Raw genomic sequence first — 13,893 nt, 5'->3', positions numbered from 1 at the left:
AGAGAAAAATAAATAATAATTATTATAATCATTTCTCTTTTGATTCCGATTGGAATTTAATGAATTTATTCAGTATTGACGGCTCCACTGTTTCAAAAAAAGAAATAAAATCTTCTTTTTTAGCTTCATAAAGAATGTCAATTTCAATGTCCTCATCCATAATAACGCCTGCAGCCTTGGATATATCTTTTCTTTTACTCATATAACGTTCAGTGGTTGCTACACTGCTATGATTACCTTGCTCCCTCGCAGCTAATATGTCGTGACCAGTGTGTTCGTAAACATAGTCAATACCCACGCCCTTAAAAGAGTGAAATTTCAAGTCCCTCTCAGGCGGTATACCCAACCTTTCTTTAGACCGTTTTAGAGAATGTCTTAGAGATTGCTCAGATAGACCTTTAAAAACATAATCCGTGTCGACTGCGTTTTCATCTCTTAGTTCTAAAAGCTCTTCATAAAAAGATTTATTGATCCCAGTAGACACCACTTTAGAGCCCTTGTCTAAAACTGAAACCACATAATGACCGGTCGTCGGATCAAGTTCAAAATCAATCCATCTTAAAACTAATAATGCGCTAAGACGAAAAGAAGTTCTTGCTGCTGCCTTCACACACAGTTTTTTGTGTAATGGTTTTTGACGTTCGTTAATATACATATCTTCGGCTATAAGATCAGCTTCTTCTTTGTTTGTTCTTCCCCAATTCTTCTCAACTGTTTTCAACTTTCCAACAGAGTCAAATACGCTTAAATCAATAAATTCTTTGTAATCGTGGTTAAGGTATTTATATAGCATTCTTAAGGATGCTAATTTTCTTTTAATACTCTTATTTACAAGTCCTTTACTTTGAAGATGTTTTATATACCCCGCAAGGTCGCTTTTAGTGATTTCTAAATCTTTTTCAGACAAATATTCGATTTCTTTTTCTTTTATGATTCTGAAAAATTGCTTTATATCACATGCATAATTTTTTCGTGTATTAGAAACAGCAGTTAAATCCTGAGTTTGGTACTTTGAGTTACCTGAGCTGCTGGCTATGTCTTTGGTGTAGAGAAAGCTCATAATATCCTCAAACACCTTGTATTCCTTAATAGGTTTAATTTCTGCACTCATCGTCCTGTTCCTCCTTCCGTTTAAATTCGTTATCATCAATAAGATCATCAATGGAAACATCCAGTACCAAAGCGATCAGCTTAACGGAAGTTACATCTCCCTCATGCGGTTCATTAATGATTTTCTTGAGTTTATCAATATTAATCATTGTTTCTTTTGCAATCTGTTCCATTGTGATGTTGCGTTCTTCCATCAGCTTTTTAATTCGCTTTGACATAGGATCCTCCTTATAAGTTATGTATAATAAGGATATGCCCGCCTCTAGAGCTCCGGGTTATAAATAAATTGCTCAAATTCAATTGAGATATGTGTTTTTAAATTCTCCATAAAAGCTATAAGCGTAGCATAATGAGGATTAGATTCTGCAGTTCTAGACAGTGCATCTCCACCTCTGAGCACGTGCTCTATGTCCTGAAGCAATGCTTTCACTTCCGTTTTTGCTTTAAATAGGTCGCTTTGAGTCTTTGCGTTAAGTATGATTTTTCTGATGTCCAATATACTATTTAGATATGTCTCAACAGCCATATTAGTAAAGTTTTCGTCAATGCTCTTAGTACTGCTAATTTTCTTCTTAGTAGCCTTTAAATCCACTACTTGCATGGGTACTAACCCTCCTTACACACGCTCAATAATTTCATATAACCCTTAGTCATTTCCTTCCTAACGATTTCTCCTCTCTTTATTTTTTCTTTTTCTAATTCCTTTTCGTTTGCAAAGAAATCGTTATGTGCAATATTTTCAAACTTATTCTGATATAAGGTTTTATGTAATGTCATGCTGCTTTGCAAATACTTTATAGCCGACATAATTTCTCCTCCCGAACCAATACTTATTTTTTCTTTTTATTTCTAAGTTCATTTTAATGCATTAATCCTAATAAGTAAAGATATTTTAACGACAAATAGCACATTCTTTTTAATCTTTTTTCGAATGTGCTTTGAAAAGTTATTTTGTTTTTCATTATTTGGTTTCAGTATGTATAGGGAGTTCCACTAGAGTTTTCAAAAATTAAATAATCTCGTGAGTGTCTTTAAAGTACAAAAGACGCTTAGCTCGAGAGAGCCAAACGTCTTCCATTTCTAAGTTATTAAATTAAGTAAATGATACTAAATATCCCCTTATGTGTCAATGGCTAAGCTCCCCGAACAACGCCTGCCACTTCGTAATCACCTGAAGCCTGTTCATTTGAGGCTAATTTGACTGATGCATACGAAAACATTAGAACTGCCGCGATTGTAATCCCCATAAATAATTTTTTCATAATATCACCTCCTTTCAGTTATTTGTTTACATAGAAATAATTTTTAGTAGTCTTGGATTCTCACCCAAACTCTCCAATTTAATAAGAGGCATTTTAATAAAAAGCTTGTCTTGCGAAAGTTTAAAATATTCAACCGATTTATAAAATGCTTCTTTATCATTCGTTATAAGACCCTCTAAGTAATAATGAAATCCAAGGTCATTTTCGTTTTGCTTTTTTCTTTCCAGACTCTTTAACAAAGTTAAAGCTCTCTCCAATTTTTTTTGGTTTATAAGTTCAAAAATCACTTCTTGGACATCAGTCACTGCATTTGAATCGTAGTTGATCCATGGATTTTCTTTATTCCAAAAGTTATTTAAAAAGCTCAAATTTCTCTTGAAGAATTCTTCAAAAACACTGTTCCCTTTTGCAATTTCATAGCCAGATAAATAATTCTGCTTGCTTAAGGCATAGTCTGAAAAAATAAAGGACGTACCTATTGTTAGATAACTAAAAACCAAAAAACGTTTGGTATCAGTTGATTTAATCGCTTTTTTTGCATACTCTCTAGACAATTCAAGTTCATTTTCATTTAAATAAATATTAGATAAAAGAACGTAAATTCTAGTCTCAAACGACTTTTTCAAATAATTATTTTCTTTAATATCATTAAGGTCTATTTGCTTCAGTAAAGACTTCATCGGAGAGAAGTTCCCTTTACTTAAATAGTCGTACATGGGAATCATTTTTGAAAAAATATTCATTTCATCAGTTTTAATTCTGTACTTTCCAATATTTTTTGATGCTTCTAGAACATCTATTTCTCCTTTTGATAGCTTCCTATGTATCTCGTAAATTTTTCCGTACTCTTTACTTTTCAAATTAGAGGCGATGCTCATTTTTTCTACCAGCTTATCAGTTAGAGTATTAAAACTGTTAGCGTCTGCATATTCCAGTGCGCTTCTTGCAGCCTTAGTATTTGGGTCAAGCAACAGACAGTAATTTTCCATGAGTTCATATTCTCGGTCAGGGTAGTGGTTCTTCACAATGTTAACTATCGAGTTAAATTCACTAAAAGTCTTACCATCATGGTTTAGGAAATCGTAAAGAGGGTTTGGGTTTTTAAGACCGGCTACCGCAGCCCATTTGCTCATGAGTGATTTATCATTTTCTAAATCTTTCCGCATAGCTATTCTTATAAGCTCCATTCATTTCCCCTCTTTTCATATGTTCCTTTATTTATAGTCTTATAATACAGAATAAATACAATTTAGTCAATCATTTATACTTATTTTTTATTTTTATCTGTTTAAAATTCGTATTTTATAAAGACACAATGAGAATTAACATGAGAATTAACCCTCATTGTGCATAATTGGCCATATGCTTTTTTCAACTTTAATTTTCAGCTCAGCTTTAGATTCTTCATCTAACTTTTCATAAATCTCCTTCATTAGCTTTCTTTGATAATCAATATATTCTAGCAACTCAGCTTTAGTTTTCTTACTCATATTTGAGTCTGTTATTAACCACTCTCTTTCATAACCTATAAACTCGAGTAAAACGGACTTTAATGTTTCATACTCTTTTTCAAGTTTCTGATATCGTTCCCTTCTTAATTGCTCAGTACCGTTTACTGTAACCATTCTGATCTCTCCTTAAATTGGCGCGTGTGATTCAAAATTCAAACCTGCAATACTTTAATGCTTCTGGTACATATAAATCAAAAATGGGTTGTGTAATTGATAAGTCATCATTTCGTCTCCATAAGAATCGAAATTCTTTTTGTTCCGAATGTTTACTATCTTTAATTAATCCTGGATATAGACTAAAGTCTTGATCTTTTTGACTAAATTTGACCGCTCTAGAATCAACATATTGACATTTGTCCCAAGCACTTAAACTATTCCCCCGCTTCTCCATTTTTCTGTTTAACCAATATGAGAAGCCATAAAAATCCTCTATTATAAGGACTGCCCCGCCAAACTCTTTTCTAATTTTTTCACTGTAATCAAAAGTTAAACAATAGACATATTGATTAACATCAAAATGCCGGGATACAAATTCAAAATCGTTAATAAAGATATTTGACCCTGGCGAGGCAAGTGCAAGTGGTCTCAATTCTTTCTCGAGTCGTTTATTCTTTAAACTACCCAATGTGTAATCCTCTAATAAGATGTTCTTTGATGCATGACCTTCTAAGTCATCTCCAATGGCATTGCCATAAACCTCTTCTGGATAGTTATTAAGATGATTTATAAAAAACTTACTATCTCGTTTCAATTTCTCTAACCATTGAGGTTCCATAAATTTATATGCCTTCCGCGGTGGGTACTTAATTGAATCCAAAGAATCTATTGATCTCACCTCTTAGTTAATTTTAAAAAAGCATAATGCAATAATAATCTTTATAGTGGAGACTGCATTTGCAAATTTAAAGTCTCTTCCATTCAACATACTCAAATCGCTGCTGATAAAGGTCTTCCAGGATTGTTGCCCATTCAATCCATCCGTCCGCAACGATACTTTTCTTCTCCCCATCCTCAATCCATTCGATCCAGTACAACAAAACGCCCCCTACCTAGTAATAACTTCAATTTGTCTTATAGCAGAAGCGGCTTTAAACTCTGTATGCAGCTCGTTTGCGATCACTAAAGCTTCTGACATTGTAGTGAACTTAGAAGCGCCATGAAGCCCCTTAGATGTCTTATAACCACTTTCATCTAATTTAAATGACTTGAAGTAATCATTATTTTCAAATTGAATAACAAAAAAGGTATCGATAACCGGCATAGCTAACTCCTCTTCAGCAGACCAGCAATTTTTATGGTCAGTGGCAGCAATCCAATTAATATGTAAAACACCATGATATTTATTTTATTCTTAAAGAACAGTTCAATCATATTCTGCTCCATACCTGGTGAAAATGAATCAATCAGTTCTTGCTTAAATTCTTCATCATAGACTTGATCAACGAATAAGGCCTTAAATCCTGTCAGAAAGCCGACACCAAGCCAGAGTATTAAAAAATACGCTATTCCAATCAAATTAAAACCCTCCTTATATACATCGTCTGTTATTATAGTAGTGTTAAATACTTTGTGTAGGTGAAATTTAATGGAAGAGAAAGATTTTGAGACTAATGGCTACGATGTAACAGTTGTGTATGATTATAAGGAGTATCCCGATGTTAAATATGGCCGCTGTGACAACTGTGATTATGCTTTGTTCAAGAGTTCAGTGAAAAGTGGTGTGTTTTTACGTGAGTGTCGTAGGTGTGGTATGAAGAAGAGCATTTAGTTTAATGCTCTTTTTTATTTCACTGGATCCATGTAGCTTACATATACTTTAATTCCGTCTTCAGTTTTATATTCCGCAATTTTGTCTGGATCCTATTCAATCTTTTCAATAAGCCGCTTTGCACTTTTATTGCCCTTTTCACTATTTGATGCAACAATCCAAGACCAATAATTCCATTCAGAGATGCAGGACTTAATCTTTTCTGGTATCTTATGACCTCTTGTATAAACCTTGATCATTTATTCGTCTCCCCCTATAAAATAATGCTTGTTCTTGATCCCTTTGCCTCTGCAAAAAAAGTCTGCAACGTGATAAGGTTAACCAAATTACCTTAGGAGTGTTTGCATGCTAAAAGCTACAAAAATTCTCATTTCATTTATGGCGTTGTTACTAGCCGTGTATTCTCTGTTTAATCAAAGTGGATTCCTGTTGATTTCTCTTCAGGTATTAGTTGCAGTTCTTTTTATCATAGTCGGGCTGGAATTACTTTCAAAGAAACAAAAGAGCTATGGATATATCTTCTTTGGAACATCCGCCTTTATACTTGCCGTGAATATTATTAAATTCATGATTTAAACCTCAGATGATAGTGCCTTTATGTATCTCAATCTCTTGTTGAATACATAGTCTTCAAGCCCATTTCAATTTATAATTTTTCTTATCTCATTATTTAATCCAATTCGCAGGTGGAACACTTAATACTTGATATTGTTCATCTAAGTAAGCATGTTTCCTTTCCCAAGTACTTTTCTTCCATGCTTCTTGATTTGTGAATGACGAATCTATTGGCTTTGGAAATTCTCCGTCCACCCACCCATCTTCAATATGATTCAGCTTGGCTTCGTTGCCTTTATCATCGTATTTGTACCATACAGTTATCATTTTGGCTGCCATATGTCCTCCCTCTCCCTTTAAAATCGTAGTTTTATTAGCGTTCACTTTGAAAATTATCCATTTCTAATTTCAGAATAAATTTATGTCCGGATTCGGAAAATTGAAATTTTATCTTAGTCCCTACCTTTAATTTTTCTACAAGTCCAAAATTCAGCAAAATAGGTGTTAATTTATAATGAATAAAAGAAGTAACTTTTCCTGTTTTAGAATTGTGTTCATAGCCAATTGAAAATATTTTTGCTGATTTAAGGAATAAATCCAGGGCTGAGATTTCGCCTACAGCTATGTTTATATCATCAGGAAGAGAAATTAATTCATTTTGTAAATATCCCTGCAGCTCTTCATAAGAATAGCCATTAAACTCTAAATCCTTTTTTATTTTCTCTTCTAATTGCACCACTTTTTCCTTGAGGCTCATGTTTTCTTTTAGTAATGTATGATTTTTTTCTTTTATTTCAATCAACCTTCCAACATCCCTACCAGAAACCCATCCGACTAAGTTTTCGTCTTTTTCAAATTCTTTAAGTGATTCATATATTGCCAGTTTAATATCTTTTATATCACTATAAAATTTAGATATTTTACTTAATACAGTATCTTTAAAATCTCGGTATTCTTTATGATGCTCTCTTTCTAAAACATCTTGTCCTTTTTCTTTTACTTTTTCATCAAGAGCGATATCATTAATTACGATTGAAAATCTGGGCTTCCCGGAAATTTCTGCATAATCATACTCCCAATGTGTATAGCTTTTACCTGATTCCTGATCAATTGTTCCGTATCTTCCTCCTAGAATTAACATATAAGCATCTGATTCATCAATCCATTTTTTTATTGTCTCTTTTTGAGATTTATCACCAGATTTGAACAGCTCCATGCCAGCAGGGATATGACCTGCATTAAGAACAGCCTCAACAGCTGCTTGTCTTTCTTCAATTAAATCTGTATATGTAGAGGATATAAATACTTGCAATCTTTTCTTCATATAGTATCTGACCTTTCCCTTAAAGACTGGTTTTTTGTAACTAAATCAATCCTTGAGAACAGCTCGTTCAGTACTCTGTCAGGATCAATACCATTACTATCTAGATTTTCACTTAGCTGTCCCAATAATAGGGCAATCTCATCTCGGTTAAACTTAAATTCTTCCTTGTCTAAGTCTAGTAACAGTTCTAATGACTTCATAACTTTAACAATTTGGACTGGTGAAAGATTTAGTTCGACTTCCTGTTCCCTGTCGATTGCAACTGGAACAGATAATAAAGAAGAAGGGACTTTTAAGCTTCTGCTTCCGAAAAGAATTCTAACCATTTGGCCTTTCAATTCGTAATACTTGTCTTCTAGTCTTCCTTGAGAACCTTTTTTTCTTATCAAGGAGGCTTTTTCTGACGACCCATTATAGTAATTATCATGCAGCAGAACTGCAGTACCGGCAGTCAAGCTTTGTTTTTCTTCTTCAGAAAGTTCGCTTATTTTAACCCATTCTTTATCACTAGCCAATTAAAACCCACCTTAATTATATTTTTCAATGATTCTTGAAGCAGCGTCATTAAAAGCTGTTTCTGGACACTCAGAATTAAAAATATTTAATAACTTTTCTTCTGTGAATTCCCTTTTCATATCCGCAATCATTTGGTTTTCACAGTCATAAGAATTAAAACTTAAATAGGCTAAATCACTGAGCGAAGATGATTCTCCTTCTGGGATTTGTAATTCGATTTGCTGGGGATCATACATATAAAAACTTCCGATGTACTTAAAGCTTTGGGATTCATCCATCCTTTGAATTGTCGAGTCGTCTAAATTCAATTCTGAAATGAATCTATACATTATGCACTCTCCTTTTTTAATCAAGATGAAAGAATGGTTTCATTCCCAATTTAAGTACTTCTAACATAGGAGTCTGGCATAATCCTTATGCCTTTTTAATTGCATCTTGGTGATCAGCAGGATATTCAATATACTGCCCATCTGACCACATTACCCCAAATTTTTCTTCCTTGATGGATTTAATTACGCCAATTGTTTCTTCTTCGTCATCTCGCCAAATAACTTTGTCACCTATCTTAAAATATGTATCCGTGTCGTTGTCATACCATTCGGAATTATTCTCATCCTCATTCCCAAAAACATTTTTAATTGTTGTGTTCCACTCTTCAAAAAAATTATCGTTTTTCATTTTGTTTACCTCTTCCCTTTGAAAGTACGATTTTATGTAGACCTAGAAAATTTGCAAGTATTTACTGTTCTTGTAACTTTAGTATACCATGATCACTTTAAGTGATCAATATCTTTTTAATCTTTTTTGTAGATCAACAGCTCATGCAGCTCAATGTCTAAATATGTACAAACTTTATCCAACAGATCCCTTGGGTACCGCTCCATTTCGTCATGATAAAGTTTCCTAACTGTATTAAAACCATGTTCAATATCATTGGACAGCTTTCGAATACTGATATTCCTTTCGTCTAATATCGGCTTTAGATTTGATTTAATCAATTTAACTACCCCACTTCATTATGTATGATCACTTTAAATTATCATTATATCCATAAAAAAGGTCAAGGATATACCTTGACTATGTATTAAGCTTACCAATCATCATCCGGCTCATCATGTTCGAATCCATAAAAGCCTTTAATCCAGACGTCACCGCAGCCGGTTCCTTTTGTGATACTTAAGTAATGATTCCTGTTTGCATCACCATTCACCTTATCCTCTGCGCTCAAGTTCAAATGATTTCCCGTGAAATTCTTTTCACTTAGAGTAAAATCATAACCTGCCAGTGTAATTCTTTGGAGTTTAAAATTTAATGTACAACCTTCAGCATTGTAAATGGTGAACCTGTATCCCAACTTAGTTGGCCAATACTCGAGATTGGTGTCATCAGCCATAAAAAAGCCCGTTTCATTCTCAGTCATTTTAAAGCTGACCTTATGTTCATCTTTTGTAATCTTGGCCAAAGTACTTCCGCTACTCAAACACCAAGTTAAAGACACAGCAGCAATGCTCAAACCTAACTTTTTCATTTCCCCACCCCCTTCTTCCAAATTATACTACATTTAAAAAGAGGGTGGTCTATAATAGGATGTCATCACAGAGACTTTTTATTTTACTTCTTCTGCGCCATATTCAATAAAAGATTCGACATCTTCTTCGTACTCAGCAATGGCTTCTTCTTCTGTTAAACCTTCTTGTTGCATTCTTTCTTCAACACTTAATACTCTACAAATCACTTCGTAATCTTCAAACGCTTCAAAGGCTTGCTGCCTAGCAATATTAATAGCCTCGTCATAACTATCAAAATTAAAAGCTTCTTCATCTCTTGTGATATCGTTTATTGAACCGCCCACGCCATAGAAAAGTTTATATTTTGTCATGTTGACCTCTCCCATTCGATAATTTTATTTTCATCTTGTAAATTAAGTATACAACGACTACTTAAAATAGTCAATAATTTATTTTATATTTATTCTTATTTTTCAAACTTAAATTTAATAAGGCCTCCTCCTGGGTAAAATTAAAATATTCACATCTCCAAACCTACCTCATAATTTTCTGTATTTTCCTTCCTGCTTCTTTTCCATGATTTATATCGGTACTTAGCCTAGGAAATGAAACTCCTTCTTTATCTGTGTTCACCGTGATACAGCAAGATATACATGTATCTATGAGTATCTATGTGTGTCTATATATATCAATATCATCATAAATCACACAAAAAATTATATAAAGAACAAAAATATTCATTTTAAAGAACATTTCTTCCATTTTTATGATATAATCATCACTGCTTATAGGCACCCTTACTGCTTATTTGCTATATGGTATAGGAAAGAGGTTCTTTTAATGAACGTAAAACATTCTAACTGTTTCTTTGTTATCAGGCTGTTTGCTGCTCTATGTGTGTTAGTTGGTCATGCTACAAGAGATCTAAACATTTCTGTCTTTGGTTATACTCCAGAGAGTAAAGCAATGTTTCACACCGGTATATCAATCTTCTTTTTTCTAAGCGCATTTTTCCTTTTCACTTCTTATGAGAGATCCAAGCTTAAAGGAAACAATATAACCGATTTTTATTGGAGCCGAATTATCAGGATCGCACCCGCAATATACACCTATGCTATTACCTCCACGGTACTGTTAATTGTTCTAGGAGCTCTTTCATTAACTGTATTCACTACAAAAGATTACTGGATATGGCTTCTGAGCAATCTTGTGCTATACCCTCAATACTTCCCTGACATATTCCATCATATTGGCACAGGTCGCCTTAACGATTCACTTTGGACAATTCCTGTTCAAATTAGCTTTTACTTGGTGTTACCAGCTATTTATTGGTTTTATAAACGTTTCGGATTCAAAAAAATGCTTCTTTGCTCTTTTGCTGTTGCCGCCTTCAGTGTGTTAGTTTCTTTCATAATTTTAAAGTTCGCGCCTGGCAGTGTGTTCGGTAACCTGTACTTACATTCTTTCCTGCCGCAGATGTTTTATTTCACTTTGGGCATCTTCTGGGCTAAGTCATGGAGCAAGTTACCGCAGCATATCGTTTTATTCTTATCTTCAGTGATTTTATTTTTATTCTTTAAAATTGACTTTTTACATCTCAGCTTAATAAACAGCACACTATGGAACTTTTTATGGTTTATCCCTTTGAGCTATGCGATCGTCTGGTTCGGATACAATGGGCCGAAGATATTGTGGCAGCTAAACAGGTTAGACGATATCAGCATGGGAATTTTCATATGGCATATGGTGATTATCAACGTCTTCTTGTACACCGGAATTTATAAGTCACTATCAGATTACCCGCTGATTATAGTTCTAATTGTTGTCACTGCTGCAATCGCATTTCTTTCGTACAGAATAGTGGAAAAACCCGCTCTTAAATTACGTAATATCAAGAAAAACAAACCAGTCAAAACAAGGATTGCGAGCTAACTGCAAGGGCTGTTCTTATGTAGGCAGCCCGAATCCTGTTTAGCATGAAATGGTGTTTTTATTTAAGGTTGGAAGATTAGCGTTTCATCCAATAATTTTAATATTTTCGCTTTCACATGATGGACAGTCTTCATCAAAGTCATCGCCAATCCATCTATACCCGCACTCTTCACACTTGATTAGTAGCTCATCCATTGTTCATCTCTCCTTTTTAAAGGGTTATTGGATGCAGTTCTATTTCAACTCCTTTTTCATTTCTTGTAATTGATTGTACACTTGCTCTAATTCATCATCGTATAATTGAAACTCTTTTACATCTTCTTCTGAGTGTTTCACTTTAAAATCAACAGTAATCTCTCCGTTGGCGTCAGGGGTATTTATCTTATAAAAAACTTCCGCTCCATCATCGTAGTCAAATTTAATCCATTTCTTCATGTTAATCACCTTTCTTTAATATAAATTACATGTTTAGTTTCAGCTGCAATTTGCACATGTTCGCCGAATCGTTCAGCGTTCCGCACTTGATACATACGGTCGTCATGGGTATTGAGTAGAACCTGTGTTTCCTCTGTTATTTCCCCTTTGTTTATCATCTCTTGCAATGAATCAATCAATTGTTTTACCTTCATGGCTATTATATTTCCCCTCTCTTTAGCTACTCAGTTGCCTAACTAATTAATGGCTTAATTTCTTTTACATATTCAAAAACTGCTGTTGACCTTCCAGAATGCCAAACATTTCATGCCTACCAGTAAAGACCCAATCTTATTATCTCCTATTTTCAACTAAGGTTGCGATACTTACTTTATAATCTACTGACGAAGCGTTCTTGTGGTTTGCAACGTCGTCAATGTCCGCAAACATACCTCCGCAACTCAAGTCATTAATCAACTCGATATTAACCAACGGTTCACGGAATGCCTTGATTCTATTTTTATACTTATAAACTTCGTTAACACCATTTTCTGCCCACATCACTAAGAGCAATAACTCTAATTCACGCATATAATTCCCCTTCCCTATTAAACTGCTGTTTTATTCAGAGTCCAAGGCAATATTGTTCCTATACTTACTTGTTAATCTGACTGCTGAATGAGATCGCCGTCAAAAAAGATTAATAAATCTACTTGCTTCCCTCTGAGATATACGTCAAATTTAATTGTCTCGTCTTCAATCATTTCTCGGATACTCTCTTTGACAACTTGTTTTACTTGTTCTTCAGTCAAGTTTCTCCACTCTCCTATCTGTTTGAAATTGTTGTTTTATTGAGAATACAGAAATTTCTTAGCCACTTCATCAATGTGCTTTTCAAGCCCTCCAATTGTAGCTCGTGTATTAGTTTTCGCACATTCACGAATATAGATCGTTACGTTTTCTCCTAATTCTGTAAGCCAATCTATACCGCACTGTCCTTCATAAGCTTCTTTTTCATATGATTCTAGCTTTTCTAGAAATCTTTTTCCCATTTCAGCCTTCTCCTTTCTGTTAATTTAAGAAATCCCCAACTTCTTCAAACATACTTTGCAAGCCCATTCCTTATTTGCCATCAACTTTGATTCTTCGCCTGTTTCGAAACAGTCTGTAATTTGATCATACTTTCCACAAACAGACTTGTTACCAATAAAAGCGTGGTATTTTGCTTTTGGATGAATCCAATCATGATCTGTTAGATCGCTTTGGATGACAGGCAACTGCCAGACTATTTTATTCATCCCTGCCCTCTTTATCATTCTCATATGATTCAATTTGCTGATTAACCAGATCAATAACACTTGGTTGCTCTTCATTCAACTTCTTAACTGTATTCATCCATTCGTTGTGGCTAACTTCTTTCATTTTTAACCTCTCCATTCTGTTTTGAATTGTTATTTTATTCATATTTCTTTAAGGTAATAAAGCTACACTTTCACCTGTTTGTATAAAGTATGCACGTTGTAAGAATGTTACAGTATGGTCGTGTTTACCTTCCATATATTCTTTAGCTTCTTTATTTCTCCATGCAAAATAAGATTCACGATCATTCACATAAACTTTTCCACTTTTAACTTCTTCGATACAAACCATAGCATTATCAGCAAACCATTTTCTTGTTTTTTGAATTGATTCATCTGTTAGTTGTACCCCATTAAATCTTGTCATACTACCATCCCCATTCTGTTTAAAATATGCATTTTATTTTGTTAATTCAATTTTTATTTTTTGTATTTGTTAATTTCATTATACCTTGATCACTTTAATAAATCAACATATTTAATACTTATTTTTTATTTTTATATTATTATATATGTTGCTCATGAGGGGGTTTGGGGGTGGTGTGAGCAAAAATTGTTCAGGTGAGGAACGAACCGTTTTGAACAATTTTCAGCACCCCCATTCTCTTATTTTATTTATTATATTATTTACCTCT

General features: G+C 33.9%; 30 protein-coding genes. 3 read left to right on the top strand and 27 right to left on the bottom strand.

The window, feature by feature from the left end; genetic code table 11:
* Positions 1-28: 28 nt before the first annotated feature.
* From NYE28_RS09540 to NYE28_RS09490, 11 genes are all read right to left on the bottom strand, one after another.
* Positions 29-1,111 (bottom strand): site-specific integrase, encoded by a 1,083-nt coding sequence (locus tag NYE28_RS09540; RefSeq protein ID WP_218791686.1) that lies wholly within the window; start codon positions 1,109-1,111, stop codon positions 29-31.
* The gene (locus NYE28_RS09535; RefSeq protein ID WP_122503942.1) at positions 1,095-1,328 is read right to left on the bottom strand and encodes a helix-turn-helix transcriptional regulator; all 234 of its coding nucleotides are present in this window, start codon (positions 1,326-1,328) and stop codon (positions 1,095-1,097) included. The genes NYE28_RS09540 and NYE28_RS09535 overlap by 17 nt, the downstream gene beginning before the upstream one ends.
* A 44-nt stretch (positions 1,329-1,372) precedes the next feature.
* A complete protein-coding gene (locus NYE28_RS09530) occupies positions 1,373-1,711 on the bottom strand; it encodes a hypothetical protein (RefSeq protein WP_342490424.1) in 339 nt (112 codons plus the stop codon).
* A gap of 5 nt (positions 1,712-1,716) precedes the next feature.
* Positions 1,717-1,917, bottom strand: a complete 201-nt coding sequence (locus tag NYE28_RS09525; protein WP_224988239.1) for a hypothetical protein — start codon at positions 1,915-1,917, stop codon at positions 1,717-1,719.
* 326 nt (positions 1,918-2,243) lie between these two features.
* A complete protein-coding gene (locus NYE28_RS09520) occupies positions 2,244-2,372 on the bottom strand; it encodes a lysogeny pheromone AimP family peptide (RefSeq protein ID WP_142746847.1) in 129 nt (42 codons plus the stop codon).
* Positions 2,373-2,398: 26 nt separating this feature from the next.
* Positions 2,399-3,559 (bottom strand): AimR family lysis-lysogeny pheromone receptor, encoded by a 1,161-nt coding sequence (locus NYE28_RS09515; RefSeq protein ID WP_218791682.1) that lies wholly within the window; start codon positions 3,557-3,559, stop codon positions 2,399-2,401.
* Positions 3,560-3,706: 147 nt separating this feature from the next.
* The gene (locus NYE28_RS09510) at positions 3,707-3,997 is read right to left on the bottom strand and encodes a hypothetical protein (RefSeq protein ID WP_327973131.1); all 291 of its coding nucleotides are present in this window, start codon (positions 3,995-3,997) and stop codon (positions 3,707-3,709) included.
* Positions 3,998-4,028: 31 nt separating this feature from the next.
* The gene (locus tag NYE28_RS09505) at positions 4,029-4,658 is read right to left on the bottom strand and encodes a hypothetical protein (RefSeq protein WP_327973130.1); all 630 of its coding nucleotides are present in this window, start codon (positions 4,656-4,658) and stop codon (positions 4,029-4,031) included.
* 127 nt (positions 4,659-4,785) lie between these two features.
* Entirely contained in the window at positions 4,786-4,917 is a 132-nt protein-coding gene (locus NYE28_RS09500; protein ID WP_226565875.1) for a hypothetical protein, read from the bottom strand.
* 11 nt (positions 4,918-4,928) lie between these two features.
* Positions 4,929-5,144: a hypothetical protein gene (locus tag NYE28_RS09495; RefSeq protein ID WP_342490423.1), complete on the bottom strand. Its 216-nt coding sequence runs from the start codon at positions 5,142-5,144 to the stop codon at positions 4,929-4,931.
* A 2-nt stretch (positions 5,145-5,146) separates the two neighbouring features.
* Positions 5,147-5,398: a hypothetical protein gene (locus NYE28_RS09490; protein WP_163113719.1), complete on the bottom strand. Its 252-nt coding sequence runs from the start codon at positions 5,396-5,398 to the stop codon at positions 5,147-5,149.
* Between the two features lie 70 nt (positions 5,399-5,468).
* Here NYE28_RS09490 and NYE28_RS09485 point away from each other — a divergent pair, with 70 nt between their 5' ends.
* Together NYE28_RS09485 and NYE28_RS09480 are read left to right on the top strand one after the other, a co-directional pair.
* Positions 5,469-5,651 carry a hypothetical protein gene (locus NYE28_RS09485; protein WP_014417903.1) on the top strand — a complete coding sequence of 61 codons (183 nt, stop codon included), beginning with the start codon at positions 5,469-5,471 and terminating at the stop codon, positions 5,649-5,651.
* 345 nt (positions 5,652-5,996) lie between these two features.
* Positions 5,997-6,227 carry a hypothetical protein gene (locus tag NYE28_RS09480; protein ID WP_318001480.1) on the top strand — a complete coding sequence of 77 codons (231 nt, stop codon included), beginning with the start codon at positions 5,997-5,999 and terminating at the stop codon, positions 6,225-6,227.
* 90 nt (positions 6,228-6,317) lie between these two features.
* Here NYE28_RS09480 and NYE28_RS09475 read toward each other — a convergent pair whose 3' ends face one another.
* The 8 genes from NYE28_RS09475 to NYE28_RS09440 form a co-directional block, all read right to left on the bottom strand.
* Positions 6,318-6,545: a hypothetical protein gene (locus NYE28_RS09475; protein ID WP_342490422.1), complete on the bottom strand. Its 228-nt coding sequence runs from the start codon at positions 6,543-6,545 to the stop codon at positions 6,318-6,320.
* 34 nt (positions 6,546-6,579) lie between these two features.
* Positions 6,580-7,530 (bottom strand): DUF4062 domain-containing protein, encoded by a 951-nt coding sequence (locus NYE28_RS09470; protein ID WP_327973123.1) that lies wholly within the window; start codon positions 7,528-7,530, stop codon positions 6,580-6,582.
* Positions 7,527-8,045, bottom strand: coding sequence for a hypothetical protein (locus NYE28_RS09465; RefSeq protein WP_327973121.1), 519 nt, complete (start codon positions 8,043-8,045; stop codon positions 7,527-7,529). Before NYE28_RS09465 ends, NYE28_RS09470 begins: the two co-directional genes overlap by 4 nt.
* A gap of 12 nt (positions 8,046-8,057) precedes the next feature.
* The gene (locus NYE28_RS09460; protein ID WP_327973119.1) at positions 8,058-8,375 is read right to left on the bottom strand and encodes a hypothetical protein; all 318 of its coding nucleotides are present in this window, start codon (positions 8,373-8,375) and stop codon (positions 8,058-8,060) included.
* An 85-nt stretch (positions 8,376-8,460) separates the two neighbouring features.
* The gene (locus tag NYE28_RS09455; RefSeq protein WP_342490421.1) at positions 8,461-8,724 is read right to left on the bottom strand and encodes a hypothetical protein; all 264 of its coding nucleotides are present in this window, start codon (positions 8,722-8,724) and stop codon (positions 8,461-8,463) included.
* 116 nt (positions 8,725-8,840) lie between these two features.
* Positions 8,841-9,044 carry a helix-turn-helix transcriptional regulator gene (locus tag NYE28_RS09450; protein WP_280156999.1) on the bottom strand — a complete coding sequence of 68 codons (204 nt, stop codon included), beginning with the start codon at positions 9,042-9,044 and terminating at the stop codon, positions 8,841-8,843.
* A 92-nt stretch (positions 9,045-9,136) separates the two neighbouring features.
* The gene (locus NYE28_RS09445; protein WP_095353117.1) at positions 9,137-9,574 is read right to left on the bottom strand and encodes a hypothetical protein; all 438 of its coding nucleotides are present in this window, start codon (positions 9,572-9,574) and stop codon (positions 9,137-9,139) included.
* Between the two features lie 78 nt (positions 9,575-9,652).
* The gene (locus NYE28_RS09440; protein ID WP_342490420.1) at positions 9,653-9,925 is read right to left on the bottom strand and encodes a hypothetical protein; all 273 of its coding nucleotides are present in this window, start codon (positions 9,923-9,925) and stop codon (positions 9,653-9,655) included.
* Between the two features lie 469 nt (positions 9,926-10,394).
* On the opposite strand from NYE28_RS09440, the gene NYE28_RS09435 reads away from it, so the two are divergent.
* Entirely contained in the window at positions 10,395-11,486 is a 1,092-nt protein-coding gene (locus NYE28_RS09435) for an acyltransferase (protein WP_342490419.1), read from the top strand.
* Between the two features lie 234 nt (positions 11,487-11,720).
* Here the strand turns inward: NYE28_RS09435 and NYE28_RS09430 are convergent, their stop codons facing one another.
* The 8 genes from NYE28_RS09430 to NYE28_RS09395 form a co-directional block, all read right to left on the bottom strand.
* Positions 11,721-11,921, bottom strand: coding sequence for a hypothetical protein (locus NYE28_RS09430; protein WP_253600097.1), 201 nt, complete (start codon positions 11,919-11,921; stop codon positions 11,721-11,723).
* 5 nt (positions 11,922-11,926) lie between these two features.
* On the bottom strand, positions 11,927-12,115 hold the full coding sequence (locus NYE28_RS09425) for a hypothetical protein (protein WP_253600098.1): 189 nt from the start codon (positions 12,113-12,115) through the stop codon (positions 11,927-11,929).
* A 139-nt stretch (positions 12,116-12,254) separates the two neighbouring features.
* Entirely contained in the window at positions 12,255-12,491 is a 237-nt protein-coding gene (locus NYE28_RS09420) for a hypothetical protein (protein ID WP_205164309.1), read from the bottom strand.
* A 71-nt stretch (positions 12,492-12,562) separates the two neighbouring features.
* Positions 12,563-12,712, bottom strand: coding sequence for a hypothetical protein (locus NYE28_RS09415; RefSeq protein WP_342490418.1), 150 nt, complete (start codon positions 12,710-12,712; stop codon positions 12,563-12,565).
* 36 nt (positions 12,713-12,748) lie between these two features.
* A complete protein-coding gene (locus tag NYE28_RS09410) occupies positions 12,749-12,952 on the bottom strand; it encodes a hypothetical protein (protein ID WP_041338608.1) in 204 nt (67 codons plus the stop codon).
* A 24-nt stretch (positions 12,953-12,976) separates the two neighbouring features.
* The gene (locus tag NYE28_RS09405) at positions 12,977-13,198 is read right to left on the bottom strand and encodes a hypothetical protein (RefSeq protein WP_342490417.1); all 222 of its coding nucleotides are present in this window, start codon (positions 13,196-13,198) and stop codon (positions 12,977-12,979) included.
* Positions 13,191-13,322, bottom strand: coding sequence for a hypothetical protein (locus NYE28_RS09400; RefSeq protein ID WP_268400779.1), 132 nt, complete (start codon positions 13,320-13,322; stop codon positions 13,191-13,193). Before NYE28_RS09400 ends, NYE28_RS09405 begins: the two co-directional genes overlap by 8 nt.
* Positions 13,323-13,370: 48 nt before the next feature.
* Positions 13,371-13,625 carry a hypothetical protein gene (locus NYE28_RS09395; protein WP_041338614.1) on the bottom strand — a complete coding sequence of 85 codons (255 nt, stop codon included), beginning with the start codon at positions 13,623-13,625 and terminating at the stop codon, positions 13,371-13,373.
* Between the last annotated feature and the right edge of the window lie 268 nt (positions 13,626-13,893).

The sequence above is a fragment of the Bacillus sp. FSL R5-0443 genome (assembly GCF_038608285.1).
GTDB classification, from domain to species: Bacteria; Bacillota; Bacilli; order Bacillales; family Bacillaceae; genus Bacillus; species Bacillus velezensis.
Note: the sequence above shows the minus strand (reverse complement) of the source record. Positions and strands in the feature narration are given on the sequence as shown.

Excerpts from the sequence above, each read along its gene's own strand:
- NYE28_RS09540 (WP_218791686.1), bottom strand. The coding sequence starts at position 1,111 with ATGAGTGCAGAAATTAAACCTATTAAGGAATACAAGGTGTTTGAGGAT.
- NYE28_RS09400 (WP_268400779.1), bottom strand. The coding sequence starts at position 13,322 with ATGAAAGAAGTTAGCCACAACGAATGGATGAATACAGTTAAGAAGTTG.
- NYE28_RS09475 (WP_342490422.1), bottom strand. The coding sequence starts at position 6,545 with ATGGCAGCCAAAATGATAACTGTATGGTACAAATACGATGATAAAGGC.
- NYE28_RS09510 (WP_327973131.1), bottom strand. The coding sequence starts at position 3,997 with ATGGTTACAGTAAACGGTACTGAGCAATTAAGAAGGGAACGATATCAG.
- NYE28_RS09495 (WP_342490423.1), bottom strand. The coding sequence starts at position 5,144 with ATGCCGGTTATCGATACCTTTTTTGTTATTCAATTTGAAAATAATGAT.
- NYE28_RS09405 (WP_342490417.1), bottom strand. The coding sequence starts at position 13,198 with ATGAATAAAATAGTCTGGCAGTTGCCTGTCATCCAAAGCGATCTAACA.
- NYE28_RS09425 (WP_253600098.1), bottom strand. The coding sequence starts at position 12,115 with ATGAAGGTAAAACAATTGATTGATTCATTGCAAGAGATGATAAACAAA.
- NYE28_RS09515 (WP_218791682.1), bottom strand. The coding sequence starts at position 3,559 with ATGGAGCTTATAAGAATAGCTATGCGGAAAGATTTAGAAAATGATAAA.
- NYE28_RS09455 (WP_342490421.1), bottom strand. The coding sequence starts at position 8,724 with ATGAAAAACGATAATTTTTTTGAAGAGTGGAACACAACAATTAAAAAT.
- NYE28_RS09480 (WP_318001480.1), top strand. The coding sequence starts at position 5,997 with ATGCTAAAAGCTACAAAAATTCTCATTTCATTTATGGCGTTGTTACTA.
- NYE28_RS09440 (WP_342490420.1), bottom strand. The coding sequence starts at position 9,925 with ATGACAAAATATAAACTTTTCTATGGCGTGGGCGGTTCAATAAACGAT.
- NYE28_RS09470 (WP_327973123.1), bottom strand. The coding sequence starts at position 7,530 with ATGAAGAAAAGATTGCAAGTATTTATATCCTCTACATATACAGATTTA.
- NYE28_RS09435 (WP_342490419.1), top strand. The coding sequence starts at position 10,395 with ATGAACGTAAAACATTCTAACTGTTTCTTTGTTATCAGGCTGTTTGCT.
- NYE28_RS09430 (WP_253600097.1), bottom strand. The coding sequence starts at position 11,921 with ATGAAGAAATGGATTAAATTTGACTACGATGATGGAGCGGAAGTTTTT.
- NYE28_RS09410 (WP_041338608.1), bottom strand. The coding sequence starts at position 12,952 with ATGGGAAAAAGATTTCTAGAAAAGCTAGAATCATATGAAAAAGAAGCT.
- NYE28_RS09520 (WP_142746847.1), bottom strand. The coding sequence starts at position 2,372 with ATGAAAAAATTATTTATGGGGATTACAATCGCGGCAGTTCTAATGTTT.
- NYE28_RS09525 (WP_224988239.1), bottom strand. The coding sequence starts at position 1,917 with ATGTCGGCTATAAAGTATTTGCAAAGCAGCATGACATTACATAAAACC.
- NYE28_RS09535 (WP_122503942.1), bottom strand. The coding sequence starts at position 1,328 with ATGTCAAAGCGAATTAAAAAGCTGATGGAAGAACGCAACATCACAATG.
- NYE28_RS09485 (WP_014417903.1), top strand. The coding sequence starts at position 5,469 with ATGGAAGAGAAAGATTTTGAGACTAATGGCTACGATGTAACAGTTGTG.
- NYE28_RS09420 (WP_205164309.1), bottom strand. The coding sequence starts at position 12,491 with ATGCGTGAATTAGAGTTATTGCTCTTAGTGATGTGGGCAGAAAATGGT.
- NYE28_RS09460 (WP_327973119.1), bottom strand. The coding sequence starts at position 8,375 with ATGTATAGATTCATTTCAGAATTGAATTTAGACGACTCGACAATTCAA.
- NYE28_RS09530 (WP_342490424.1), bottom strand. The coding sequence starts at position 1,711 with ATGCAAGTAGTGGATTTAAAGGCTACTAAGAAGAAAATTAGCAGTACT.
- NYE28_RS09445 (WP_095353117.1), bottom strand. The coding sequence starts at position 9,574 with ATGAAAAAGTTAGGTTTGAGCATTGCTGCTGTGTCTTTAACTTGGTGT.
- NYE28_RS09395 (WP_041338614.1), bottom strand. The coding sequence starts at position 13,625 with ATGACAAGATTTAATGGGGTACAACTAACAGATGAATCAATTCAAAAA.
- NYE28_RS09505 (WP_327973130.1), bottom strand. The coding sequence starts at position 4,658 with ATGGAACCTCAATGGTTAGAGAAATTGAAACGAGATAGTAAGTTTTTT.